Annotated in this window: 21 protein-coding genes and 1 pseudogene; 8 read left to right on the top strand and 14 right to left on the bottom strand. The window is 53.2% G+C overall.

Features of this window, described 5'->3' with window-relative positions:
* From E3E26_RS10130 to E3E26_RS10100, 7 genes are all read right to left on the bottom strand, one after another.
* Positions 1–1,616 (bottom strand): NADH-quinone oxidoreductase subunit C (locus E3E26_RS10130; protein WP_167901179.1); only part of this gene is annotated, 1,616 nt, incomplete at its 3' end.
* 3 nt (positions 1,617–1,619) lie between these two features.
* Positions 1,620–2,528 carry a respiratory chain complex I subunit 1 family protein gene (locus E3E26_RS10125; protein WP_240911713.1) on the bottom strand — a complete coding sequence of 303 codons (909 nt, stop codon included), beginning with the start codon at positions 2,526–2,528 and terminating at the stop codon, positions 1,620–1,622.
* Between the two features lie 4 nt (positions 2,529–2,532).
* Positions 2,533–4,512: a complex I subunit 5 family protein gene (locus E3E26_RS10120; RefSeq protein WP_167901178.1), complete on the bottom strand. Its 1,980-nt coding sequence runs from the start codon at positions 4,510–4,512 to the stop codon at positions 2,533–2,535.
* Between the two features lie 6 nt (positions 4,513–4,518).
* Positions 4,519–5,970: a hydrogenase 4 subunit D gene (locus E3E26_RS10115; RefSeq protein WP_167901177.1), complete on the bottom strand. Its 1,452-nt coding sequence runs from the start codon at positions 5,968–5,970 to the stop codon at positions 4,519–4,521.
* Between the two features lie 14 nt (positions 5,971–5,984).
* Positions 5,985–6,482 carry a 4Fe-4S dicluster domain-containing protein gene (locus E3E26_RS10110; RefSeq protein ID WP_167901176.1) on the bottom strand — a complete coding sequence of 166 codons (498 nt, stop codon included), beginning with the start codon at positions 6,480–6,482 and terminating at the stop codon, positions 5,985–5,987.
* A gap of 5 nt (positions 6,483–6,487) precedes the next feature.
* Positions 6,488–8,551, bottom strand: coding sequence for a formate dehydrogenase subunit alpha (gene fdhF, locus E3E26_RS10105; protein WP_167901175.1), 2,064 nt, complete (start codon positions 8,549–8,551; stop codon positions 6,488–6,490).
* A 419-nt stretch (positions 8,552–8,970) separates the two neighbouring features.
* Positions 8,971–9,522 carry a TetR/AcrR family transcriptional regulator gene (locus E3E26_RS10100; RefSeq protein WP_167901174.1) on the bottom strand — a complete coding sequence of 184 codons (552 nt, stop codon included), beginning with the start codon at positions 9,520–9,522 and terminating at the stop codon, positions 8,971–8,973.
* 180 nt (positions 9,523–9,702) lie between these two features.
* Between E3E26_RS10100 and E3E26_RS10095 the strand changes: the two genes are divergently transcribed.
* From E3E26_RS10095 to E3E26_RS10070, 6 genes are all read left to right on the top strand, one after another.
* Positions 9,703–9,948 carry a HypC/HybG/HupF family hydrogenase formation chaperone gene (locus E3E26_RS10095; RefSeq protein WP_167901203.1) on the top strand — a complete coding sequence of 82 codons (246 nt, stop codon included), beginning with the start codon at positions 9,703–9,705 and terminating at the stop codon, positions 9,946–9,948.
* 1 nt (position 9,949) lies between these two features.
* Positions 9,950–11,053, top strand: coding sequence for a hydrogenase formation protein HypD (gene hypD / locus E3E26_RS10090; RefSeq protein ID WP_167901173.1), 1,104 nt, complete (start codon positions 9,950–9,952; stop codon positions 11,051–11,053).
* 92 nt (positions 11,054–11,145) lie between these two features.
* Positions 11,146–13,458 carry a carbamoyltransferase HypF gene (hypF, locus tag E3E26_RS10085; protein WP_167901172.1) on the top strand — a complete coding sequence of 771 codons (2,313 nt, stop codon included), beginning with the start codon at positions 11,146–11,148 and terminating at the stop codon, positions 13,456–13,458.
* A 46-nt stretch (positions 13,459–13,504) separates the two neighbouring features.
* Positions 13,505–14,515: a hydrogenase expression/formation protein HypE gene (hypE, locus tag E3E26_RS10080; protein ID WP_167901171.1), complete on the top strand. Its 1,011-nt coding sequence runs from the start codon at positions 13,505–13,507 to the stop codon at positions 14,513–14,515.
* A gap of 78 nt (positions 14,516–14,593) precedes the next feature.
* Positions 14,594–14,887, top strand: coding sequence for a hypothetical protein (locus E3E26_RS10075; RefSeq protein ID WP_167901170.1), 294 nt, complete (start codon positions 14,594–14,596; stop codon positions 14,885–14,887).
* On the top strand, positions 14,884–16,083 hold the full coding sequence (locus E3E26_RS10070) for a cysteine desulfurase (RefSeq protein ID WP_167901169.1): 1,200 nt from the start codon (positions 14,884–14,886) through the stop codon (positions 16,081–16,083). The genes E3E26_RS10075 and E3E26_RS10070 overlap by 4 nt, the downstream gene beginning before the upstream one ends.
* Positions 16,084–16,126: 43 nt before the next feature.
* On the opposite strand, the gene E3E26_RS10065 is transcribed toward E3E26_RS10070, so the two are convergent.
* Genes E3E26_RS10065 through E3E26_RS10045 form a run of 5 tightly spaced genes read right to left on the bottom strand, consistent with a single transcriptional unit; the run spans position 16,127 to position 20,780 of the window.
* Positions 16,127–17,263, bottom strand: a complete 1,137-nt coding sequence (locus E3E26_RS10065) for an ATP-NAD kinase family protein (protein ID WP_167901168.1) — start codon at positions 17,261–17,263, stop codon at positions 16,127–16,129.
* A 4-nt stretch (positions 17,264–17,267) separates the two neighbouring features.
* Positions 17,268–18,713: a potassium channel family protein gene (locus tag E3E26_RS10060; RefSeq protein WP_167901167.1), complete on the bottom strand. Its 1,446-nt coding sequence runs from the start codon at positions 18,711–18,713 to the stop codon at positions 17,268–17,270.
* 33 nt (positions 18,714–18,746) lie between these two features.
* The gene (locus E3E26_RS10055) at positions 18,747–19,697 is read right to left on the bottom strand and encodes a radical SAM protein (protein WP_167901166.1); all 951 of its coding nucleotides are present in this window, start codon (positions 19,695–19,697) and stop codon (positions 18,747–18,749) included.
* A 44-nt stretch (positions 19,698–19,741) separates the two neighbouring features.
* Positions 19,742–19,984, bottom strand: coding sequence for a DUF4405 domain-containing protein (locus tag E3E26_RS10050; protein WP_167901165.1), 243 nt, complete (start codon positions 19,982–19,984; stop codon positions 19,742–19,744).
* Positions 19,985–19,988: 4 nt separating this feature from the next.
* Entirely contained in the window at positions 19,989–20,780 is a 792-nt protein-coding gene (locus tag E3E26_RS10045; RefSeq protein ID WP_240911712.1) for a hypothetical protein, read from the bottom strand.
* Positions 20,781–20,848: 68 nt separating this feature from the next.
* Between E3E26_RS10045 and E3E26_RS10040 the strand changes: the two are divergent.
* Together E3E26_RS10040 and E3E26_RS10035 are read left to right on the top strand one after the other, a co-directional pair.
* Positions 20,849–21,134, top strand: a pseudogene (locus tag E3E26_RS10040) (Rossmann-like domain-containing protein); the annotation flags it as partial.
* Positions 21,135–21,262: 128 nt separating this feature from the next.
* Positions 21,263–22,507, top strand: a complete 1,245-nt coding sequence (locus E3E26_RS10035) for an MFS transporter (protein ID WP_167901164.1) — start codon at positions 21,263–21,265, stop codon at positions 22,505–22,507.
* A 20-nt stretch (positions 22,508–22,527) separates the two neighbouring features.
* Here the strand turns inward: E3E26_RS10035 and cdr are convergent, their stop codons facing one another.
* Positions 22,528–23,853 carry a CoA-disulfide reductase gene (gene cdr, locus E3E26_RS10030; RefSeq protein WP_167901201.1) on the bottom strand — a complete coding sequence of 442 codons (1,326 nt, stop codon included), beginning with the start codon at positions 23,851–23,853 and terminating at the stop codon, positions 22,528–22,530.
* Between the two features lie 60 nt (positions 23,854–23,913).
* Positions 23,914–25,080, bottom strand: coding sequence for a 60S ribosomal export protein NMD3 (locus tag E3E26_RS10025; protein WP_167901200.1), 1,167 nt, complete (start codon positions 25,078–25,080; stop codon positions 23,914–23,916).
* Positions 25,081–25,116 lie beyond the last annotated feature (36 nt).

Here is a 25,116-nt window from a genome sequence, read left to right as displayed (position 1 = left end):
ATGAGCGGAGCATCGGCGACGCTGTAGCCCTTGAGCATCTCTGGAACGGCGGGCAAGTTGTTGTAAGTCGGCGCCCTGACCTTCCAGCGATAGACCTTGTTCTTCCTGTCGGTCATGACGTAGTGGATGACCTCTCCCCTTGGAGCTTCACTGTAGCCGAGGGCCTCTTCATACTCCGGAAGCTCCCCTATCGGCACGAAGACGTCTCCTCCCGGCATTTGGTCAATGGCCTGCTCAATTATCCATATGCTCTCGAGCACCTCGTCCATCCTGATGAGGAACCTTGCCAAGACGTCGCCCTCCTTGTAAACCGGCACCTTGAAGTCCAGATCCTTGTAGGCCGCGAAGGGCTGGTCTCTCCTAACGTCAATGTTCCTTCCGCTGGCCCTGCCGTTCGGACCGAGAACAGAATATGCCTTGGCAACTTTGTAGGGCAGAATTCCAACCCCCTCGGCCCTCTTGACAAAGGTTGCCGTACCGGTCGCTATCTCGATGAACTCCTCGACCTGCTTCCTGAGCTCCCTGATCTTCTCCATTATCATCTCCTTGCGGTAGTCGAGGAAGTCCCTCCTAACTCCTCCGACGATGTTGATTCCGTAGGTCTTCCTGTTTCCTGTGAGCCTCTCTGCGAGCCACATGACGGGCTCCCTGACGCGCCAAGCGTGCATGAAGCCAGTGTCAAAGCCAGTCAGGTGAGCCGCAACACCAGCCCAGAGCATGTGGGAGTGAATCCTCTCTATCTCAAGCATTATCGTCCTTATGTACATGGCCCTCTCAGGGATTTCAACGCCGGCTATGTTTTCAACCGCCTGAGCGTAGCTCGTCGAGTGCTGGAAGCCACAGATTCCGCAGATTCTCTCGGCTATGAAGAGCACCTGGTTGTAGGTCAGCCTTCCTTCTCCTATCTTCTCGATTCCCCTGTGGGAGTAAAAGCCGCGGTAGTCAACGTCAACCACCGTTTCTCCCTTGACGAATATCCTGAAGTGGGCCGGCTCGTCGAGTGCCAAGTGGTACGGACCAATCGGAACTGTCATTGTGTCGGGCGGCCCGGGCTTGTAGTAACACTTTGGAGTGTCCATCGGCGAGGCCTTGTAGTCATGGTCCTTCCTGAGCGGGTAAACCCCTTCCGGCCAGTCTTCCGGCAGGACGAGCCTCCTCAGGTCGGGGTGGCCTTTGGGGTTGAAGCCAAGCAGGTCGTAGACTTCCCTCTCCGCCCAGAGGGCTGCTGGAAGCTCCGCAGCTATGGAGGGGAACTCCGGGTTGTCCTCGTCGAGGTAGGCCTTCAGAATAACCCAGTAGTTCCTCTCCCCGTTTCCAGGCTCAACGGCAACGTTTATCACCGGAGCGTAGGCGAACTTTCCGGCGATGCTCCTCTCATCGGTTCCTATTCCCATCGAGAAGTGGGTTTCTTTCAGCTCGGGATGGTTGTGCCAGTGGAGGACCATCTCCGGAAGTGCCTCCCTATCAACGACAAACAGGTACTGGTTCCCCGTCAGCTTCTTGCACTCGAAGATTGCCCTCCTAAACTTCTCCACGAATTCCTTTAGATGACCATCCTCAAGGACGTCCTCAACTTCAGCTGATCTGCATCCACCTGCACACACGCTGCACTCCATAATTCACCACCCCACCAGCGCTATTATCAGGACAGCAAGGGACATCAGGAAGACCTTCTTGTTAAGGGAAACCGCCTGGTCGATCCTCAGGCGGGCGTTTGCAGCCTCAACGGCCACGGCAAGCGAATAAAGCAGAAATGTAACGACCAGCTGGGCGACGAGCAGTGCCACTGAGCTTGTTATACCGAGAGACCTCATGGCGGGAATCACAATCATAGACGCCAGCAACCAGAGCAGGACAACCCTCTTGACGAGCAGGGCGTACTTGAAGACTCCGAGGAGCCTTCCGCTGTACTCGGTGAGCGGGCCTCCGATTACTTCGGTCTCCGCCTCAGCTATGTCAAATGGAACGAAGCCGCCCTCAACGTAGACCGCGTAAGCCAGCAGGATGTAAGCGAGGGCAACGGAAAGCGAGAGGCCAGCGCTGAAGGGCATCTCAGCGACGTTGAGCGTTCCAAGCTTGAATGCCAGGACACCGAAGACGACGGCCAGCACTGGCTCAATCGAGAGTATCAGCATGACCTCCCTATGTCCGCCTATGTGCGAGAACGCGTTCTGGACGGAGAAAGCAGCAAGTACCATCACTACGCTGACCATTGCCATGACGTAGAAGAACACTATGAGGCTCTTTCCAAAAGCTAACACCGGCTCGTTTCCGAAGGGAAGCATTAGGCCGCCGGCAATGGCAGATGCGAGGGCTATGTACGGGGCCAGCCTGAAGATTGGGCTGTCAGTGGGGAGCACTGACGACAGCTTGAGAAGCTTTTCGAGGTCGTAGAACGTCTGCATTATAGGAGGTCCTCTCCTGTACTGAATCCTCGCTTTTATTCTTCTCCCTATTCCGTCAAGGAACGGTGGAAGGAGGAAGAGGACGATTGGAGCGGCGATAATGCTTACGTAGTCCATCACCATCACCTCACAACACGAGGAGTGCGAGTATTATCACCGTGGTCAGCATTGAAGCCAGGAAGAGCTCGTCCATGGACACTGAGATGCCCGCTGCCAGCACGGCGATGTTTTTGACTAGATCCATCATCGGCGCGAAGAATGCCTCGTCCAGGTACCTGACGGTGCGGTGGCGAAGCTCGTCAAGGGTGAAGGAGCGCTTCTTCTCCCTGCCGGTGTAGACGAGGCCCCTGGCGAGAACGAGGTAGACGGACATCAGAGCAGAGAGAAGGACCCTTCCGACCTTGCCAGCGGCACTTCCAAGCTTGTAGATGCCCTCCATCTCGGTAAAGTACTGCCTGTAATAGTCCCTGGCCTTCGCTCCATACCTCTCCCCCGGCAGGAAGAGCGCTCCAGTGTTCCAAGGTTTGACATCGGCGGTCTTTGGCCTGAAAACGAAGTATGAAGCAACCGCAATGAACGAAACTGCAAGGAGCAGGGCTATTGGTGAGAAGTACTCAAAGTCAGTGGATATCGAGCCCATTGTAACGGTGACGTCGCCGCCATTCAATGAAATCGTTAATATCGGGTAAGCGATAGCCGGAAGTACTCCAACGGCAAGTGAAGTTAAGGCAATGATTCCCTCACCGAGGAGCATGCCCGACGGGACTTCCCTGGCGTTCTCAGTCCTCTCGTTCGGTTCACCTCCAAAGGCAGAGGTGTAGAGCTTGAGCGAGTACGCAAGAGTCACCGCACTCATGAACACCGCCATTACGGAGCCAAAGACAAAGAGGCCGATTCCAGAGTAGTAGCCGGCCTGGTAAATCATCCACTTCGAGAGGAAGCCGCTGAAGAGGGGCACTCCAGCGAGGGAAAGCGCACCTATGACGGTGAAGAGCGACGAGTACGGCATTGCCCTCCTCAAGCCACCAAGCTCGTTGAGGTCAGCCGTTCCGGCGGAGTACTCGAAGTTGCCCGAGATGAGGAAGAGCAGCCCCTTGAAGAGGGTGTGGTTGAAGGAGTGGAAGACTCCGGCGAGGAAGGCCAGATAGGCCAGGCTCTCCATGCCCCTCGTTAGGAAGACCATACCCATGCCCACCGCGAACCAGATGTAGCCCATTTGTCCAACGCTTGAGTACGCCAGGAGTCTCTTCGCGTGGGTCTCTCTGAGGGCATAGAGGGTTCCGAAGGTCATGGTGAGTATGCCGACGATGACGAGAACGTAGCCAACGCTCTCACTGCATGGCAGGGCGTTGCAGAGGAGCCTTATCAGACCGTAAACCGCCATCTTCTCCATGACGCCGGCCATCAGCGAGGCTATATTGCTGGGAGCTGCCTCGTAGGCATCGGGCACCCAGAACTGGAAGGGCACGCTTCCAGATTTCGCAAGGAAAGTTACGAGGAACATCGCGTAGAGCAGCTTGAGCTGGGCCGGAGAAATGGACGATGCAACCTCCTTAAGCGTGGCGTAATCAACGCTGAAGCTTCCAGTGGCGGAGTAAATTATGCCGAGGGCCACGAAGAGGGGCACCGTGTTGGCGAGCTGCATGGTAAGGAGGTATTTAATTCCAGCGTCCTGCTGCCTCCAGCTCACGAAGACGAAGGAAGTTAGAGTCATCAGCTCCCAGAAGAAGACGAACCAGAGCAGGTTTGACGTCAGAGCCACGAATACAATCGACAGCACGAACGTGCCGTAGAGGAGGGTGTACGCCAGTGGTCTTCCGATATCTCTGTGGACTTCCATATAAGAGATGGAGTACACTGAAACCACGAGGCTGAGCAGGGCGATGATGAACAGGAACGGGAGGGAGAGGCTGTCTATGATTAGGGGAATGCCCAAAAAGCTCTCCTGAACGGGAAGCCCCCGGGATAGGGCATCAGCAGCTATGCCCAGGAGGGATAAGGATGCCATGGCTGAGAGGACGCTCGAAATCTTAATGCTCCGCTTAAAGTCCCCAACCAGGCCGGAAATCGCTGAGAGTGAGTAGAGCGCGATCGGAATTTCCATCATCCCGCATCACCCCATGAACCCTATCTGAGTCACGAGCTTCACGCTCAGGAACGGCGCAACGATGGACAGGACTATTAGGACTACGAGGACAAAGCGCATCAGAGGAGAAACTTCTGCACTCTCCTGGAGGGGCTCGCTGAACACCATCCTCTTAATCCACCCGAGCGATACCGCAAGGAAAACCGTGGCATCGGCCAGCACTAGGAAGAGCGGAATCCAGCCAACCCAGCTAGTTATTGAAGACGCGTTCATGAAGAGGTACGCCTTGCTGAAGAACAGGCCGAGCGGAGGAACTCCAGCCAGGCCGAGAAGGGCTAAGAACCAGCTTGCACCAACGACCGGAACGAGCTTTCCGAGGCCCTTAATCTTCTCCATGTCGAGCGTTCCAAAGGCGTAGCTGAAGGTTCCCGCGGTGAGGAAGGCAAGACCCTTGACGAAAGCATGGTTGGCCAGCTGGAACATGGCCGCCTGGAGGCCGTAAGCCGAGCCGAGCACGGCATAGAGCACGCCGACGTACATCACTCCGGCCTCTGCTATGGTGGAGTAAGCAAGGAGTCTCTTGGCGTCCTTCTGGAGCGGGTAGTAGAGAATTGCTATGAGCAGGGTCAGCGAGACAAAGACGAGCATAACGTAGAAAGCTGTCTCTGGAATCGGCTGCATGAACTGGGTAACCCTGGCGAGCAGATAGACACCCATCTCAACCATCGCTGCACCGTGGAGGAAGGCACTCGCTGGGGTAGGAGCGGCCATCGCGTCCGGAAGCCATGAATAGAGCGGGAACTGGGCGCTCTTGGTAAAGGCCGCAACCATTACGCCAAGGAACACGAGAAGCTTGAGCTCATCATTCAGGTTCTGGAGCGCATAGATGCTCAAATCATGGAGCTTGAGGATGCCAATGCCAACGGTGGTATAGAGGCCCACCATGGCACCGAAGTTCGGCACGAGCAGGGCCTTGTACGCAGCCCTCTCGGCTTTCGGACTCTTATAATACCCAACGACACCCCAGCAGGCGAGTCCCATTATCTCGAAGAATATGAGCAGCTGAAGCGTCGTGGAGGAGTATATGAACGCCAGCGTAGCCCCAACGAAGATGACCATCCAGGCGTAGAACCTGCCCTTATCAGAGTAGACTGGGTGCTGCTTGTTCCTCTCGCTCATGTAGTCAACCGCGTAGAGAAGGAACAGCACGCCAGCCAAGCTCACTACAAAACCGACCAAAACGCTCATCGGGTCGATTATAACGCCGTAGACCTCACCGAGGGAAGAAGTTTCGAGGTAAACGATGTGATGAGCGCCACCGACCTTTAGGTATTCAAGGACTCCAACCAGATTAGCCAGGAAGGAAGACACAACGGCGATGAGCATGAATACATCGGCCTTTCTACCGTCTAATTTGAACAGGAGTGGACCGAGGAGCAGGGGGATCAAAAAAGATATGATGAAGGGAGAGGCGTTCATCCCGGCACCTCCTTTCATCTGATGAGGTAGGCCTCGAGGACGTTGGTCCTGTCGCCGATGTCCTTAAGCTCGGCGACTATCTTTCCTTCTCTGGCCCAGAGGACATCGTTTATGTCGCCGTACTTGAGGGCCTCAGTTGGGCACGCTGAGACACAAGCTGGAAGCTTTCCTTCGGCTCTCCTGTGGGCACAGAGGTCGCACTTGTCCATTATCTTGTTGTACTCGTCTATCTTCGGAATGCCGAATGGACATGCAACTGCACACATGAGACAGCCGATACACTTGAGGGGGTCGAGAACGACTGCGCCATCATCGTCCTTGGAGAGCGCGTTAACTGGACACACTTCCATACATGGAGCCTTTTCACAGTGGCGGCAATTGAAGGCGACGCTGGTCAAGTCAGGGAACTCAAAAACCCTAATCCTCGCCTCCCCGTGCTCCATTTCACAGGCGACTTCACAGGCCTTACAGGCGATGCAGCGCTTGAAATCGATAAATATCTTCTTGCTCATTTAAATCACCCCTCAACCTTGGAGATCCTACATGCGGCCGTCTTCAGCTCGGGCATCTTGGCGTATTCGTCGAGGACGTCCGTAGTCAGGTAGTTGAAGTCCCAGTGCCACGGCGCGGCAACGACGCCCTCCCTGATGTGCGGTGTGACCTTAGCCTTGAAGACGAGCGCTGTCCTCCTGGTCTCGACCCTCACGAGGTCGCCGTCCTTTATGCCGAGCCTCTTCGCGTCGTTCTCGTTGATCTCAATGTACTCCTCCGGCCACCTCTTGCTCAGGCTCTTGCTCCTGTGGCTCATGGTTCCGGTGTGGAAGTGGCCAACGAGCCTGTAGTTAGTGAGCCAGAAGGGATACTCCTCATCGGGGACTTCTCCAGGTTCTTTATACTCCACAGGTATGAGCTGGGCCTTTCCGTTTGGCGTGAGGAAGCCCTGGACAAAGAGTCTCGGAACCTCAGTGTTTTCGTCTGGGCAGGGCACCATACAGCCTTTGAGGTTCTTCTTTAGCCTCTCGGGTGTTGCGCCAGCAAGGGGTGGAATCGTTCTGTTTATCTCTCTCAGGATGTCGTCTACGTCGGAATAGTTGAAGTACTCTCCAAGGCCGAGTTCTTTCGCGAGCATTACGATAATCTCCCAGTCCGGCTTGGCCTCTCCTGGTGCATCAGCAGCCTTAAAGCTCCTCTGGACCCTCCTCTCGAAGCTTATGGCGGTTCCATCTTTCTCGAACCATGCAGCGGCTGGAAGGACTATGTCGGCGTACTTCGCGGTCTCACTGAGGAATATGTCCTGGACGACGAGGAACTCGATGTTCTTAAAGGCCTCCTCGACCTTCTTAAGGTTCGGAAGGGCCTTAGCGGGGTTAGTTCCCATGACGTAGAGGGCCTTGAGCTTGCCCTCGAGGATTGCATCAATCATCTCAACGTAAGTGATTCCAGGCTTCTCCGGAATCTTGAAGCCCCACACTTCCTCAATTCTCCTCCTGTGCTCCTCAGCGTGGAGCGGGAACTTTCCTGGCAGTGATTCTGGCTCAACACCCATGAGTCCAGCACCCATACCGTTGTGAGCACCTGGTATCGCTCCGGACATAACGCCCTCCTTTCCGAAGTAGCCGCAGAGAACCATCATCTCAGTGAGGGCCATAACTGTCCTCGTTCCGTTGGCGTGCTGGTTCACACCCTCGTTCGTCAGCAAGGCGGCAGTTCCGGCCGTTGCAAAGGTGATTGCAGCTTTCCTTATGAGCTCGGCCGGAACGCCGCTGACTTTCTCGGCCCACTCTGGAGTGTACTTTTCGACGGTCTTGGCGAGCTCCTCAAAGCCTTCTGCACGCTCTGCCACGAAGTCCTTATCGTAGAGCTCCTGGGTGATTATGACGTTGAGCATAGCCAAGGCAATGGCAAGGTCGGTTCCAGGATATGGCTGCAGGTGCATGTCCGCGTACTTGGCTGTTTTCGTTTTTCTCGGGTCAATCACGATGAGCTTGGCACCGTTGTCAAGGATTGCTTTCTCAATGTACTGGCCGAAGAAAACCGGATTAGTTGCGGCTGGATTGTATCCCCAGAGGACGATGACCTTAGCCTTAAGGATGTCCTCGAATGGGTTCGTCAGGCCAGGATGTCCGAGAACCATTCCTTTACCTGCAACAGCTGTTGACTGGCACATCCTACATACATACTCGATGTTGTTCGTTCCCAAAGCTCTAGCTAGCTTCTGGAGGACGTAGTTCTCTTCTATGGAACATCTTTCACTTCCGAGAAAAGCGAGAGCTTCCGGGCCGTACTTTTCCTTGATCTCCTTGAGCCTCTGGGCGATTTCTCTAATTGCCTCTTCCCAGCTTATCTCGACGAACTTGCCCTCGCCTCTCTCTCCGACTCTCTTGAGAGGCTTCTTAAGCCTGTCTGGGTGCCTGAGATACTGGAATGAGGAAACACCTTTGGGACAGAGCTTGCCGTGGTTCCTGGTGTCATGTTCGTAGTCAAACTCAATTTTCTTGGGGTATCCATTCACATTTACTATGTAGAACCTACAACCAACGGAACACCACGGGCAGACCACTGGCACCAACTTCTCTGCCATATGCACCACCCAAGTCGGCTATGACTGACTGGTCAGTTTACTCGAACGCAGTGAGTAATGAATCATTTAAATAATTTTCCTTAACTTTGTGTTGTGCACATAGTTGATTTTTTAGTGCAAATCCATGACCATTTGGTCAATTAGTAACAAAAAGTACAGATTTTGTTATCTACCAAAATCATATTATTCAGATCAGTATGAGAATGCTAAAATGAGTAACAATTCGCGTATATGGAGCTGCACTTTGAACCACAATAACGAGATGAACACAAAAGAGCATCCTTAAGTTAAACAGATTTCCCATATGAAAACGGATTTGTTTAGTGATTACGTTTACCAACCCCAGACAACAGCACTCAAATGCACAAAGATGCTCAAGAAAAAAATGGATTATGCAAAAAATTATTCACAACAACACCCTAGTTTTTCAAACTTTTCTCTATTAACTTAATGAGTTCCGAAACGTAATCCACATCCGGGGTGCACGAATATTCAGCAAAAACCAATCTCGAAAAGAGGGCACCATAAAACGCCTTAAAAACCACCATGGCAGTTTTTTCATCCACGTTTGCGAGCTGTGATATCTTCTTGGCACCCTTGGAAATCGCCTCTGTGCAGAATGTTCTGTGGATTTCCTCAACCTCTTTTATTTTGCTCCTCACCGCCAGCGTGTAGAAGAAGAGGGACCGCAAGATAGGGTCGCAGTAATATACTATGTACGCCTTCGCAATACTGTGAAGAAACTCCGTAAGGCTCTCGTACTCCTTCTCGAGCTCCTCCCTTATTGCTGAGTACGGCAGGGACTGGAGAGCAACGATTTTTATCAGCTCTTCTTTACTCTTAAAGTAGTTGTAGAAAGTACCCTTAGCAACCCCCGCCCTCTCGACGATTTCATCAACGGTAGTCTTATCGTAGCCCTTCTCGGCAAAGAGTTCCTTTGCAGCTTTCAATATCCGTTCTCTGGTGTCCATTCCCAGCACTCCCCGCATTATACTGACTGGGAGGTCATTGGCGTTATATAAAAAAGTTGCGGCAATTCAAATAATTCGCGAGAAAGGCTGGAGAGTTTATCCCTGTAGTTGAGATTATATGAAATTCTTTTTTATGCAACATTTAAAAAGCTCCAGGCAAACCTAAAACAGGTGAGAGAGATGTGTCTGGCAGTTCCAGCTAAGGTCGTTGAGATCAACGGAAACGTTGCGATTGTTGATTTCGGAGGCGTAAAGAGGGAAGCGCGCCTTGACCTGCTTCCTGATGTCGAAGTTGGCGATTACGTGATTGTGCATACGGGCTTCGCAATAGAGAAGCTGGACGAGGAGCGCGCTAAGGAGATACTCGAAGCATGGGACGAAGTCTTTAGAATAACCCAGGGCGAAGAACTCCCGCGGAGGTATTGAAATGCTCGAAAAGTTCAGGGACAGGGAACTCGCCCAGAAGATAGTCAGGGAAATCCACGAAGAGGCAAAGGGCCTTGAAGAGGTTCGTTTCATGCACGTCTGCGGAACCCACGAGGACACAGTAACGAGAAGCGGAATCAGATCACTGCTTCCGGAGAATGTCAAAATCGTCAGCGGCCCCGGCTGTCCCGTCTGCATAACGCCGGTCGAAGACATAGTCAAGATGCAGGAGATAATGCGCCAGGCCTATGAGGAGGGCGAAAGAATCATTCTCACGACCTTTGGCGACATGTACAAGATACCAACGCCAAGAGGAAGCTTCGCCGACCTGAAGAGCGAAGGCTACGACGTCAGGGTGGTATATTCCATCTTTGACGCCTACAAGCTCGCCAAGGAAAACCCCGACAGAACAGTGGTTCACTTCAGCCCTGGCTTTGAAACCACTACTGCACCAGCCGCTGGAATGCTCAACGCAGTCGTTGAAGAAGGATTTGAAAACTTCAAAATCTACTCCGTTCACCGCTTAACGCCCCCAGCAGTTGAGGCTCTGGTGAAGCAGGGCACGAGGTTCCACGGATTAATAGACCCAGGCCACGTCTCCACAATAATAGGAGTGAAAGGCTGGGAATACATAACCACCGAGTACGGTGTTCCCCAGGTTGTTGCCGGCTTCGAGCCGGTTGACATGCTCCTCGCGATCCTGCTCCTGATAAGGATGGTCAAGGAAGGCAGAGTTGAGATAATCAACGAGTACACAAGGGTCGTCAAGTACGAGGGCAACGTCACCGCTCAGGCTCTCATCGAGAAATTCTTTGAGGTAAAAGACGCGAAATGGCGTGCCTTAGGGGTTATTCCCAAGAGCGGACTTGAGCTAAAGGACGAGTGGAAAGAGTTCGAGATAAGAACCTACTACAACCCAGAGGTTCCCAAGCTCCCAGACCTAGAGAAAGGCTGCCTCTGCGGGGCAATACTGCGCGGCTTGGCACTTCCACCGCAGTGCCCGCACTTCGGCAAGACATGCACACCAAGGCATCCAATAGGCCCATGCATGGTGTCCTACGAGGGAACATGCAGCATCTTCTACAAATATGGGGCTTTGTTCTGACACCAAAGGTTCAAAACTCCTCTCAAGTTTTTAACTTTTGGTTTTAGAAACCTATAAAGGCTGCAAAAACCAAGAAGGAAGCGGTGAGAGGAATGAAGGCCTACAGACTTCACGTTCAAGGCATCGTTCAGGCCGTCGGATTCCGGCCGTTCGTTTACAGGATAGCTCACGAGCACGGTTTAAGGGGTTACGTCAAGAATCTCGGCGATGCAGGTGTTGAGATAGTCGTTGAGGGTCATGAGAAGGATATAGACGCGTTTCTGCGAGATCTGAGGGAGAAGCTCCCCCCTCTGGCCAGGATCGAGAAGATTAAAAAGAAGGAGATCCCGATTCAGGGCTTTGACCGCTTCTACATCGAAAAGAGCTCCCAAGGAGGGAGCGGGGGAGACTCGATAATCCCGCCTGACATAGCCATATGCGAGGATTGTCTAAGGGAGCTCTTCGACCCAACCAACAAGCGCTACATGTACCCCTTCATTGTCTGCACCAACTGCGGACCGAGGTTCACAATCATCGAGGATTTACCCTATGACCGCGTGAACACAACAATGAGAGAGTTCCCGATGTGCGACTTCTGCGAGAGCGAGTACAAAGATCCTCTCAACAGGCGCTACCACGCCGAGCCCGTCTGCTGTCCGGTCTGCGGGCCGAGCTACCGGTTATACACCAACGACGGTGAGGAGCTCATAGGTGACCCCCTGAAGAAGGCCGCGGAGCTAATAGATAGGGGCTACATCGTGGCCATCAAGGGAATCGGCGGAATCCACCTAGCCTGCGACGCGACGAGGGAAGATGTGGTTGCCGAGCTAAGGAAGAGAACCCACAGGCCACAAAAGCCCTTCGCAATAATGGCGAAGGACGTGGAAACTATAGAGGAGTTTGCCTTCATATCCCCGGAGGAGCTGGAGGAACTGAAGAGCTACAGAAGACCCATCATGACGCTCCGCAAGAAGGAGCCCTTCCCGCTTCCGGAAAACCTAGCTCCCGGCTTGCACACCATCGGTGTGATGCTCCCCTACGCCGGCACCCACTACATCCTCTTCCACTACTCCAAGACTCCGGTTTACGTCATGACCTCTGCCAACTATCCGGGCATGCCAATGGTCAAGGACAACGAGAAGGCCTTCGAGGAGCTGAAGGACGTTGCCGACTACTTCCTCCTCCACAACAGGAAGATACTCAACAGGGCCGACGACAGCGTTGTCAGGTTCGTCAATGGGAGGAGGGCGGTTATAAGGCGCTCCCGCGGCTTCGTCCCGCTTCCAATAGAGATTCCCTTTGACTACAGAGGATTGGCGGTCGGTGCAGAGCTCATGAACGCCTTCGGAGTGGCCAAAAACGGTAAGGTTTATCCGAGTCAGTACATAGGAAATACGTCGAAAGTGGAAGTCCTTGAGTTCATGCGCGAGGCGGTGGAGCACTTCAAGAGGATTCTCAGGGTTAGGGACTTCGATTTAATCGTGGCCGATCTCCATCCAAGCTACAACACCACCAAGCTCGCCATGGAAATGGCCAACGAACTCGGCGTCGAGTTCCTGCAGGTCCAGCACCACTACGCCCACATAGCCTCGGTCATGGCGGAGCACAACCTTGACGAAATAGTCGGCATAGCGGTCGATGGAGTCGGATACGGAACGGACGGGCACACGTGGGGCGGCGAGGTGATCTACCTCTCCTACGAGGATGTTGAAAGGCTGGCACACATCGATTACTATCCGCTTCCCGGCGGTGATTTGGCGAGCTACTACCCACTGAGGGCTCTGATGGGAATTTTAAGCAAGGTATACGGCATAGAGGAGCTGGAAGAGGTAATAGAGAAGTGCTGTCCAAAGGCCATCGAAAGCCTCCGCTACGGAAAAGTCGAGTTCAACGTCGTCCTCACCCAGTTGGCGAAGGAAGTAAACACGAGCTACGCCTCATCTACGGGTAGAGTGCTCGATGCCTTCTCCGTTCTGCTCAATGTGGCCTACAGAAGGCACTACGAAGGCGAGCCGGCAATGAAGCTTGAGAGCTTCGCCATGCGCGGCAAGAACGACCTCGGCTTCAGCGTTCCTGTGGAGGGCGAGCTGATAAAGGTGGAGGAGCTCTTCCAGCAGGCACTTGAGATCAATGCCTCTCCTGCGGACGTGGCCTATTCAGTCCACCTGGCCCTTGGAAGGGCTTTCGCGGAGATAGCAGTGGAGAAAGCTAAGGAGTTCGGCGTCAAGAACGTTGGAATCAGCGGTGGTGTTGCGTTCAACGAGCTTATCGTGAAGACGGTGAGGAAGATAGTGGAGGCTAATGGTTTGAGATTCTACTCGACTTACGAGGTGCCGAGGGGCGACAACGGGATAAACGTCGGCCAAGCCTTCTTCGGTGGACTTTACCTGGAGGGATATCTAACGAAGGAAGACCTGATGCTGTGAAAAAGTTAAAGGTGCTCACCATCAAGATGAAAATGGAGGGATAAGCATGAAAATCAAGCTCGAACACGGAGCCGGTGGAGAAATAATGGAGGAGCTCCTGAGAGACGTCATACTGAAGAACCTCAGCCTGAAATCTGCGGGTGGAATCGGCTTGGATGCCCTCGACGACGGGGCCACAATACCCTTCGGGGATAAACACATCGTTTTCACCATCGACGGCCACACCGTGAAGCCCCTCTTCTTTCCGGGGGGAGACATAGGACGCCTGGCAGTTAGCGGAACGGTGAACGATTTAGCCGTTATGGGCGCAAAGCCCCTCGCGCTGGCGAACTCAATGATAATCGGGGAGGGCTTCGACGGGGAAGACCTGAAAAAAATCCTCCGCTCGATGGACAAAACCGCCAGTGAAGTGCCCGTTCCAATAGTCACAGGCGACACGAAGGTCGTCGAGGATGAGATAGGCATGTTCGTCATAACGGCAGGCATAGGAATCGCAGAGAGACCTATAAGCGACGCTGGGGCGAAGGTCGGCGACGCCGTCCTCATCAGCGGGACGATAGGCGACCACGGAATAGCACTGATGAGCCATCGCGAAGGGATAAGCTTCGAGACCGAGCTTAAGAGCGACGTGGCCCCAATCTGGGAGGTCGTTGAGGCAGTTGCAAAGGCCATCGGTTGGGAGAACATCCACGCCATGAAGGACCCCACGAGGGGTGGTTTAAGCAACGCCCTCAACGAGATGGCCAGGAAGGCAAACGTTGGGATACTGATAAGGGAAGCCGACGTGCCGATAAAGCCCGAAGTCAGAGCGGCAAGTGAGATGCTCGGCATAAGCCCATTCGATGTAGCAAACGAGGGTAAGGTCGTGATGATAGTTCCGAAAGAGCACGCTGAGGAAGCACTAGAGGCTATGAGAAAGACGGAGAAAGGAAAGAACGCGGCGATAATTGGTGAGGTTATAGAGGACTACCGCGGAAAGGTCTTAGTTGAGACCGGCATAGGCGGAAAGAGATTCCTTGAGCCGCCTGCGGGAGACCCCGTTCCGAGGGTTTGCTGATTTTCCCATTTTTGTCCTTAACCTTGGGTTTAGGAAAGTTATAAATCGTCTCCCTCCGAGTTCTCAATCGGTGGGAGCATGATAATCGCCAAACCCTGCGTTACAATGAAGGGTATCGTGATTGGGGCATATTCCTGGGACAGAAAGATCAAAGTTGACCTTACCGGGACGGCCCAGTGCCTGAAGGAAAAGGGCTACGTAATCAAAAAGCTCATTCCAGGGATGATGCTAATCCTCGAGATGGAAGGCTATGAGGTCAGCGTCTATCCAAGCGGCAAGATAATCATCAAACTCCTCGAGGATTCGAAGAAAGGTGAGGAGATGGCTAGAACCATATACGACTGCGCCGGAATACTGGAGGTGATTTCATGAGGATTCCGGAGGATGTTAGGAAGGACATACCCCTGACGAGCGAGGTGATTTACTTCGACAACACAGCCACTTCACTCACGCCGAAGCCAGTGGTTGAGGCCATGGACGAGTACTACCTGAAGTACCGCGCCAACGTTCACAGGGGCGTCCACAGGCTCTCCCAGATGGCGACGCACAAGTACGAGGAGTCCAGAAAGATCGTTGCGGACTTCATCGGGGCCAAGTTCGAAGAAATAGCCTTCACAAAGAACACGAGCGAGAGTTTAAACCTAGCCGCCCTCGGTCTGGAGCACATCTTCAAGAAGGGCGACAAAATCGTAACCACTCCCTACGAGCACCACTCCGATCTGCTTCCCTGGCAGCGCCTGGCCGAGAAACTCGGCCTTAAGCTGGAGTTCATAGAGGGCGACGACGAGGGCAACCTTGATTTAAGCGATGCGGAAAAGAAGATAAAGGGAGCGAAGCTTGTCGCTGTTCAGCACGTCTCGAACGCGCTGGGAGTAATCCACGAGGTGGAGGAGCTCGGAAAGATGGCCAAGGATGAAGGCGCGATATTCGTAGTCGATGCCGCCCAGAGCGCCGGCCATATGGAGGTTAACGTTAAGAAGCTCCACGCGGACTTTTTGGCTTTCTCCGGCCACAAGGGGCCCATGGGGCCGACTGGAATAGGCGTGCTATACATCAGGGAAGAGTTCTTTGATACCTTCGAGCCGCCCCTCATAGGCGGTGGGACTATTGAGGACGTTAGTCTAGACGGCTATAAGCTCACAGAGCCGCCAGAGCGCTTCGAGGCCGGAACGCCGAACATAGGTGGTGCGATAGGCCTCGCAGCAGGAATCCGCTACATCGAGAGGATTGGGCTGGGCAGAATCGAGAGACAGGAGCACAAGCTTGTTAAGAGAACCACCGAAGGCCTCGACGAGCTCGGGGTCCCGTGGTATGGACCGAAGGACCTGAAGAAGCATGCAGGAGTCGTAAGCTTCAATGTGCCTGGACTTCACCCCCACGACGTCGCTGCTATACTCGACGACCACAACATAATGGTCCGCTCCGGCCACCACTGTGCTTTGCCGGTGATGAAAAAGCTTGGAATAAACGGGACGGTGAGGGCTTCATTCCATGTCTACAACAGCCTCGAAGAGGTCGAAACTTTCCTCGGAGTCATGGAGGAGCTGGTAAATGGTCTGAAGACCTAATGCCCTTTCCCTATGTTTATTGTTCTATGCCTGAGAGACCTATCTAAATAACCCTCACCATCCGCTCCATCCAGGGGCTTACACGAACCCTGATATAACCCCTGAGCTTCTCATCGACCTTCTTATCACCGGTATATACCCTGATGGTACCGTTTTCAATCTTTGAAGGCGTCGCAACGACGATTATGTTCTCCTTTGGAATGCGCCTCAGGACTTCTGGAGAAAACTGCTGGTTGCCCCTGCCAAAGAGGAATCCAAGACCCCCGATCACAGTGACAACTATCCTGGGATTTCTGTCAGCAAACTCCAGAAGGTCTTTCTCGGTGGCATCTTTAACTAAAAGCTCAGCCTCTCCGTCCTTCACCTGGACTACGTCGACACCAAGAAGGGTTCCCTCTATACCGAGCTTCTCCTTTATTCTCTTTACCGTCGAGCCAGCACCGAGGAAGTAAATCCCATCGCTTTCAAGGATTTCCTCGGCCAATGCCTCGGCTATAGCTTCAAGCTCTTCCTCCTCGTCGAGTGGGGTCGCTTCCTTGCTCCCCTGGACAAGGGTCTCGACGTAGGGGACGAGGGCTTTTCCATAGAGCCTTGCTTTAACCTCATCGTGGCGGTAGGCATTCTCATCTATGTCCTTAACCCCCCTCTCCACGAGCTTTGCCCGCCCCCTGAGCCACTCCACCAGAACCCTTGCGGCATCCTCCGGGGAGGTTGCAAAAACTCCCGAGTACATCTTGACACCGGTAGGAATTCCCAGAATCGGAACCTTCTCATCGACGGCCGAGTGAACGTCCCTTGCCGTTCCATCTCCGCCAGCGAAGATTATGAGCTCAACCTTCCCGAGCATGCGCCTGGCGAGCTCCCGCGTGTCTTCCGAACTTGTATCCGGTATCTTAACTCCGAGGATTTCACGAGGGCTTATTTCCCTGTGTTGTATCACCTCAAAAGGGAAGTTGAACTCCCTCAAAACATCCTCACCGAGACCATTTGGTCCGGTAAGGAACTCTATCGAGCGGGCTTCTTCATAGTGGGAAAGCTCTTCCAGGAAGAGCCTGACCAGATCAGAAGTTACCGGTCTCGCACCGCGCTTAATCGCTTCCTCAACGACTCCGTCGGTGCCCTTCAGGGCAACCCTGCCTCCCATGCCCGCTATGGGGTTGATGATCAGCCCGACCTTCATGGACTCACCTCATGTATTTCCTGGCAAAGACGGTAAGGAACACTGCCCACATGAACATTCCGAACAGCGCCTCAACGGACGCTATAACCCTGCCCACTCCCACGGGGTGGTAGTCGCCATAGCCAAGAGTGGTGGCGGTCACAACGCTGAAGTACTCGTAGTCGAGAAATCCCATGTTACCTGAAATGCCTTCCACGCTCTGGGTTAAGAAGAAGAGGAGCGGGAAGAAGACGTTAACGGCCGCGAGCCATAACAGTATCGGCCTCTTCCAGTCCATTCCGTACTTGCATGTCAAATCGGCGAAGAGCCATTCAAAGGTCGCCTCCAGCTTCAGCAGGACCTTCTTAATTCCCCTCACCCTCGCTGTGAGGCGGGACTGCCTTCTGGAAACCATTTCTTTGTAATAATACTCATCGGCACGCTCTAGATCACCGTTCCGCTCCCAGCTAGTTCTCGCTATCCTGTAGAATATCTCCGCCATCCTCGGGTTGTTGAAGCGGCAGTCCTCAACGACAACGAAGCCCTGAACGTTTAGCTCGAGGGGAAGGTGGGGCAGAACCGTCACGTTCCAGGTGGCATCGCCGTAGAAGCCAACCCTTCTGAAAATGAAGTTACCCATCACGATGACGTGAACGAACTCAGGGGACTTTATCCTGCCGCCAAGAATTTCAGCGTGACCAAAGACATTGAGGTTTTCAAGGACGAGCTGGCCATGGAAGTGCCTCACGCTCAGTCTAACCTGCCTCTTAAAGCGCGCGGATTGGTCAAACCTGACGTCCCTGAAGGCGAGTACCGTTGCTTTCACACTCCTCTCCGACGAGCCAGAGGGTGTTATGCCGTGCTCCTCGAGAATGCGCTTCATAAGTGGATACCTGACGTTCACACCTATTCTGCGAACGTTATCCAGATTGCTAAGCTCTATCCTGCCCGTTGCCGTCTTTCTCTCACCGTATTCCTCCTCACTCTTCTCGGCCTTTCCAACGTACTCTGTCGAGTTAATCATGAGATACCGGACGCTCGAGTTCCTGACGTATATCGAGTTCGAGAACCTCACGCGGAGAATATTGAGGCCAAAGACATTGGAACCATGGACAAGGAGCGTTCCGACCTTACTCTCAAAGACGACTATTCTGCCTGCGTAGGAGTTGTAGAAAGTAATTCCCGGAACTGTAACATCGTCGAATAGAATTGTCTTAATCCGCGAGTTTTTGAAGACTATCGGTTTTTCAGCCCTGAACTCACTTATTTTAACTTCATACAGGTAGACACCCTCAAAGTATGTCTGACCCTCCTTCAACCTCTTGAGAAAGGCTTCCTCTTTGATGCGCTTTATATCCTCCCCGAACAGGCGTTCGCCCTCGTCGTAGGGGATATGGAGGGCGCAGTACTTAGAGCCTTCAAGGGACTTCAACCTGCACTTTTTACCGCTTTCGTAGGTATACTCGCACATGGCTCTCCCAAATAGACTCGCTCGAGCAGGTAATTAAGGTTTTCTCCTGCTTTCCAGAGCTCTCATGTAGAACTTCTCCCCGTTATAGTCCAGCTCTATCAGCAGACCCCTCCTCAAAAGCTTCTCAACGACGCTCCAGTCAGCATGGGCTTTCCTCAGGAGCTCCCTAACGGCCTCCTCACGCATAGGATGAACAGCGGTGATGCTCAGTATGTCCTCCTCAACGTTGCCCGAGAAAGCGAAAGCGTTGCCTTCATAGCCTATGAGGTACTCCACCCTATTCTCCCCCAGGACACCAGCAAAGGCCTGAAAAGCATCGTTTATCGTTTCCTCGCTTGGCGGCTTTACCCAGGATTCCGCGGGGGGCCTCGTGGGGATGGCTATGTAAGCTTTGTCTGGGTCCAGCTCCTCCAAGAACTCGGCGATTCTCTTGAACTCATCGCCGTAATCCACGTTGACCAGCATGCTCTCGATTACAAGCTTTCCGGTGAAGTCCGCTGCAAATTCGAGCATTCCGTCCAAGATTTTCTCAAGGCTCAGGCTCTTGTGAGGCCTGTCTATTCTGCGCCAGAGGCTTTCGCTCACCGCATCGAGCTTCAACGAGACGAAGTCGAAGCTCAGGAGTTCCTCCCTGACATCATCACGCCATATCAGCGAGGAGTTCGTGAGTATCGCCAAAGGGATGCCAAGCTCCTTCAAAAGTTCGATTTCTTTTCCCAGGTTTGCATCGAGAGTTGGCTCGCCGTCTGGAACAAAAGTTATGTAGTCTATTCTCTCCCCCAGCTCCTCAGCGGCTTCTACCTTTTTCCGAACTTCCTCGAAGATGAATTCCGGTTCGTAAAAAGCCCTCCTCTCGACCTCCATCCTCAGTGTTCTTCCTATCTGACAGTAAACGCAGGCGTAGGAGCAGACCTTGTCGGGAATGTTGTTGACACCCAAGCTTTTTCCTAACCTTCTCGATGGAACTGGACCAAAGGCTATCATGGCACCACCAGAATTAGGTTAGCCTAAAAGCGTATAAACTTTGCTCACGAACGGAGCTTCCTGAAGTAGGCCTTCATCGCAGACCAGTTAAGGGCTATGTGGACGAACGACAGCCCGAAGAAGGCGAAGCCGATGTATGTGTGGAGGGTATCGGCCAGACTAACCGGCAGGTTTAACCCGAATTGAGCTGCCAGTGGAGCAACCAGCAGAATTATTCCTGTTATTCCTGTAATTAACCATAGAGCAAAAAGGGTGAGTGAAACCCACATCCTCAGCTTATAGCTCATGGCACTACCCCCTCACAAACCTCTGACCGTTTATTATGATAACGTCCGCCTTCAGTTCATTATCTTCATAACTTGCGAGGACTTCAACCCTCTCTCCAACGTGGAGAAGGAGAAGCATGTCCTTCCAGTTGTATTCAGCCCCATCCGGCCCCGTCCACTTGCCCCTCACCACTATCGTCTGCCCCTCCACGACAAAATAGCGGTCACTCAAGTTGACCTCCTCAACGACGCCTGTGATGTTCAAAGTCGTGACGTTGAGCACTTCCTCGGGATTCGTCACGGTGAGATTGATATCCTCGGGGGGCTGTCCGATGTAGAACCCGATGGTTACCCTCTCCTCAGTACCGTAGGGACAGCCACTGCCGTATTTAAACACGACGTCAAGGGTGCCGTTGCCGAGAACTCTGACGGTGTACTGCTTGAAAGCTGTGTATGGGTCAAGGAGCTCCGTCTCAGTCTCGTTGATGACCTCAACGTTTTCGGGATTCTCCGTAACTATCTCCCAATCAGAGTACGGACAGGGCTGGGCGTGTTTGAACTTCACGGTAACATTGAGGATAACCTCCGTCCCAGGCTCAGGAACGTAGGCCTCAGCTGGAACCACACAGAGCAAATCGGAACCCTCATGAGAAACTGCAGATCCAGCGTATATGACGCCGTTTGACGCGATTACAGAGGAATTAGACGGAAGAACTGAGGTGGTGCTGGAAAGCCTTTTCTCTTCCCATTTAACCACGAAGGGAAGGGCAGTGAACAGGATGCAAAGGATGAATGCCGCGATGAGTTTCCGTTCCATACATCAAAAACTTACATATGAAAGAGAATTTAAGCTTTTTGGTACAATTGTCCGTAAACGAAAAACTGAGTGACTCGCGGGAGTACTGGCTTTTGCCGGAGGTCGATGCAGTAATGGCAAGTGCAACCTGCATCCTGAACGGAACCATCGACATGCTACTTGACAGGGCTAAAAACGCCAGAATCTTCTCTTGACCGGTCCAACAGGCCAGGTTCTTCCCGAGTTCTTTAAGGGCACAGGGGTAACACACATAGCCTCGATGAAGGTTGTGAACATCGAAAATGCAATACTCCAGCTGAAGCTTGGCTGCTTCAGGGATTCTCCGACGAGAGCAAGAAGTACGTCGTTGAGCTTGATGGAGTTTTCTTCTTTTGTCGTTTCTTCTACACATATTCAATGAACAATTCTGAACATTATAGTCTTCTCCGTGTCACAAATCTTTTTAAACCGAAAGCGACTCCCGAAGGCCTCAAGGTGAGAAAATGAGTCAGAGAGTTTCGGTTGCGGTTAGAAACGCAATGGTCTCGAACCGCTACCGCTACGTTCCCAAGATGCCGCGGTGGTTTTACTCCTTCGTGCCATTCAAGGTAGCCACGGGTGGAAGTTCCGCCTTGGTCAGCCTGTATCTCCTTGAGCTTGGCGGGAACGCCTCAACCGTCGGTCTTACTTTCGCACTGGCGAGCTTGGCATCGATGCTCGGCGCCCTTTTCTGGGGAAAGCTCAGTGATAAGACTCTAAGGAGGAAACCCTTCATACTGCTCGGCTTCGCGAGCGTGCCAGTTTTCCTAACGCTTATGGCATTCGTCAAAACACCGGCTCAGCTCATCGCTATAAACACTGCCTACGCATTCTTCCTTGCATCGACGCTTTCCGTGCCGATAGCCCTGGTTTTAAGGAGCGTCAGAAAGCACAGCTGGGACTACGGCATAGGGAAGTTTAACGAGATAAGCGGCTGGGGCTGGGTGCTCGGTCTAGTTCTCGGCTTCGGCCTGTCAAGGTTTCTCACGATTCCCCAGCTGTTCGTAGCATTCGCCCTCCTCGGTCTGCCATCGGTGTTCATGGCCCAGAGGATGATACGCGAGGTTCCGATATACGTCAACAGAAAAGCCATAAGAGCATTCGGCAACTACGTCATCGAGAAGGCTCGCTACTTCCCGAGTTTCATCCTCCACACCAACTTAAGCCTTCCAAACGGTCTGAAAAGGTTCTACATATCGTTTCTGCTCTTCTGGATAGCGGCAGGACTGTATTTCCCGCAGGTCCCCGTGCTCCTTACGGAGAACGGCTTCACCAGAGAAATCATTTACCTTGCCCTGATCGTCAACTCCACCATAGCAGCCCTCAACTACACTCGCGTCGGGATGAGCATGGGTGAAAACAAGGAAGGAACGCTCAGAAAAGGCCTCCTTCTCAGGACGGGGGCGTTCGTAGCAATCACCGTCGGCGCGCTGATCTCTCCAGCACTGCTCCCCCTGGCGTTCGTCTCATACGCTCTGGCTGGCTACTCCTGGACCTTCATAGGCGTCTCATCCACGGCCATAGTTAGTGAAAAGGCTGGTGAAAAGGAAAATGGAAGCGCCATGGGGACCTACAACGTCGTGAGCTCTGCTGGTTACATAGCCGGGAGTGCCCTCGGCGGATATGTCGTCTCGGCCTTCGGCTTTGGCATGACCTTTGGCCTTGGGGTGGCCCTTTTGGGTGGGAGCGTACTGCTACTGAGGAGGTAAAAGAGCTGTAAAAAAGAGCTTCAGAACTTAAGAACTCTTGCGAGAACGATCAGCGGGTCCCAGACCGGGGCGAACGGTGGAGCGTAGGCCAGATCCGTGAAGAAAACATCCTTCGTGGTGAATCCCGCCTGAATCATGGCCGCTGCAGCATCAATCCTTGGCAGTATCTCCCCACCGACGGCCTGAACGCCGAGCAGCCTGTTGGTCTCGTTGTCAACGACGCCCTTGAGATAGATCTCCTTAGCTCCAGGATAGTAGTGCGGCCTCGTCTTCGCCTTTATGAAGGCGGTTCTAACGTCGTAGCCCTCTTTTACCGCCTCAGCTTCAGTTAGGCCAGTCTTACCTATCTCAAGGTCAAGGAACTTGGTTATGCTGGTACCAAGGACACCCGGGAAGGTTATTTCCTTGCCGGCGATGTTGCTCCCAGCCACGTACCCCATCTTATTGCCGGGCGGAGCCAGCGGAATCCACACACGCCTGCCGGTTATGATATGCCGAGTCTCGGCTACATCTCCAGCTGCATAGACGTTCTCAACACTTGTCTGCATTTTCTCGTTCGTCCAGATTGCCCCAGTTTCGCCTATTCTAACTCCGAGCTGTCTGGCTAGTTCGGTGTTGGGTTTTATGCCCGTCGCGATTATAACAAGGTCAGCAGGATACTCAGCGGCGTCGGTGACTACCTTTTCGACCCTTCCGTCACCTTCTATCCTCATCGTCAGCTCCTGCAGGCGGAGGTTGAGGTGAGCTTTGAGCTTCTCCTCTACAATGTCGGTAATCTCCTTGTCGAAGGTCTTCCGGAGAATTCTCTCGCTCCTGCCGATGAGCGTTACGTTCTTGCCCTGGGCGACAAATGCCTCGGCCATCTCGAGGGCTATGTAACCTGTTCCGATGACGACGACGTTTTTAACGTCGTTCTTCTCAAAGTACTCCTTTATGGCGACGGCATCCGGAGGGAGGTCCGCGGTGAAAACCCCCTTAAGCTCGGTTCCCTCTATGGGCGGAACCTGAGGAGAGGCGCCATTGGCGAAGACGAGGTAGTCCCACTCGTAGGTGTGTTCCCCGTCCCCCTCGCGAACCCTTACGGAACCCTGTTCGACCTCTATTACCTCCGCCTTCATGTGGAGGTCTATGCCGCGCTTCTTGATGAAGACCTCCGGCGGATAATGCATGAGCTTCTCCTTCGGCGAGATTCCTTCTACCACGTATGGAACTCCGCAGGGAGCGTGGCTGACCCATTCTGTTGCTTCAAAGACCTTAACGTCCCATTCCGGCTTCAGGCGCTTGATGCGAGATGCAGCGCTCATTCCAGCTGCTCCACCACCTATGATAACGACTGTCTTTCTCATGAGCATCACCAAAAGAGGTTCAAAACCTTCGGTTAAAAAAGTTGGTGGGACAAAAGCGAGTCATTCCCTTCTCCGCAGGAAGTACTTTCTACCCTTCACCTCGACCATCCTGTAGACCTCGCCCTCTCTAAGCTCTATCCTGGGCTTTTCAAGCTCATAGGTCTCGTAGGTCTCCATGTCCATGAGCTGGACCTCGTTCGGAGTTATGCTTGTCACCATGGCCTCGTTCTCCTCGTACTCCGCCCAATCTATGCCCTCCCTCTTCACGGTCTTCCAGTCCCTGTGCTCGCTTTCGTTGGTCGAAAGGTTCCTGAGGCTCATGCCCTTTCCATCAACCCGTTCAACTTCATAGACATTGCCGCGCTTGTCTTCGACTATGTCTCCTTTCTGGAACTTCGGGATTCTAACGCTCACGCTCGTGCGATAGACTTCCTTGCTCGTCTGCCTGTCCATGCCCACGAGTTCATAGGCCTCACTTATGGTTCCGCCGAAGCGTTCCTTTATTGCTTGGGCAAGCTTTCTGGCACTTGATGTCGAACCCATGTAGAAGTCCAAGCCCTCTTCCTTCTCTATGGTATCTTGGATGAAGCCCATTCTGTCCTTGCGCATTATCTCGTCAACCTTCTCCTCCACGAGCTTGCCTATCGCTTTACGTTCCTCTTCAGTTAGAGGTCTATCTTCCGCCCTGACCTGAAGGATAGCCTCAAAGTAACCGCCGAGGAACTTCTGACAGCGGGGACACACCGTCTGGCGGACGTAGACCGTCACGTACTTGACTTCGTCGTGGAGCTCACGCTGGAGCTCGTGGATTCTGGCCTTAACACGAACTTCATAGGTTATTATGGCAGGGAAGTACTCGATGTGCCAGTCCACTGGCTGGAAGGCTACTACTGCCGCTCCAACCGGGAGATCGTTTATTTCCTCAAGTTCTTCCATTGAAACTACCTCAAAGCTCCTCACGCGTTCATCGAGGGAATCCCCGAGCTCCTCAAGAAGAGCACCCTCAGCAACTTCAAAAATAAGCTCCTCAAGCTCGTAGGTGCTTGGGTCAACCCACACTCCCCGCTTCTTGTAGCTCCCACAGTTTTGACAGAGCTCGGTGTTTATCTCTCTTTCGATAAGCAGGACAGGGTTCTCTTTACGGAAGCACACCTGGCAGAGACCATCCACCAGCGGCCCACCCTCGCTCTCGCTTATTCCACATCTGTAGCAGAACCTCTCGCTCATAGTTCTCACCGGAGAAGAAGTGAGAAGGGAGGTTTA

This window comes from Thermococcus sp. LS1 (genome assembly GCF_012027395.1).
Lineage (GTDB): Archaea > Methanobacteriota_B > Thermococci > Thermococcales > Thermococcaceae > Thermococcus.
Note: the sequence above shows the minus strand (reverse complement) of the source record. Positions and strands in the feature narration are given on the sequence as shown.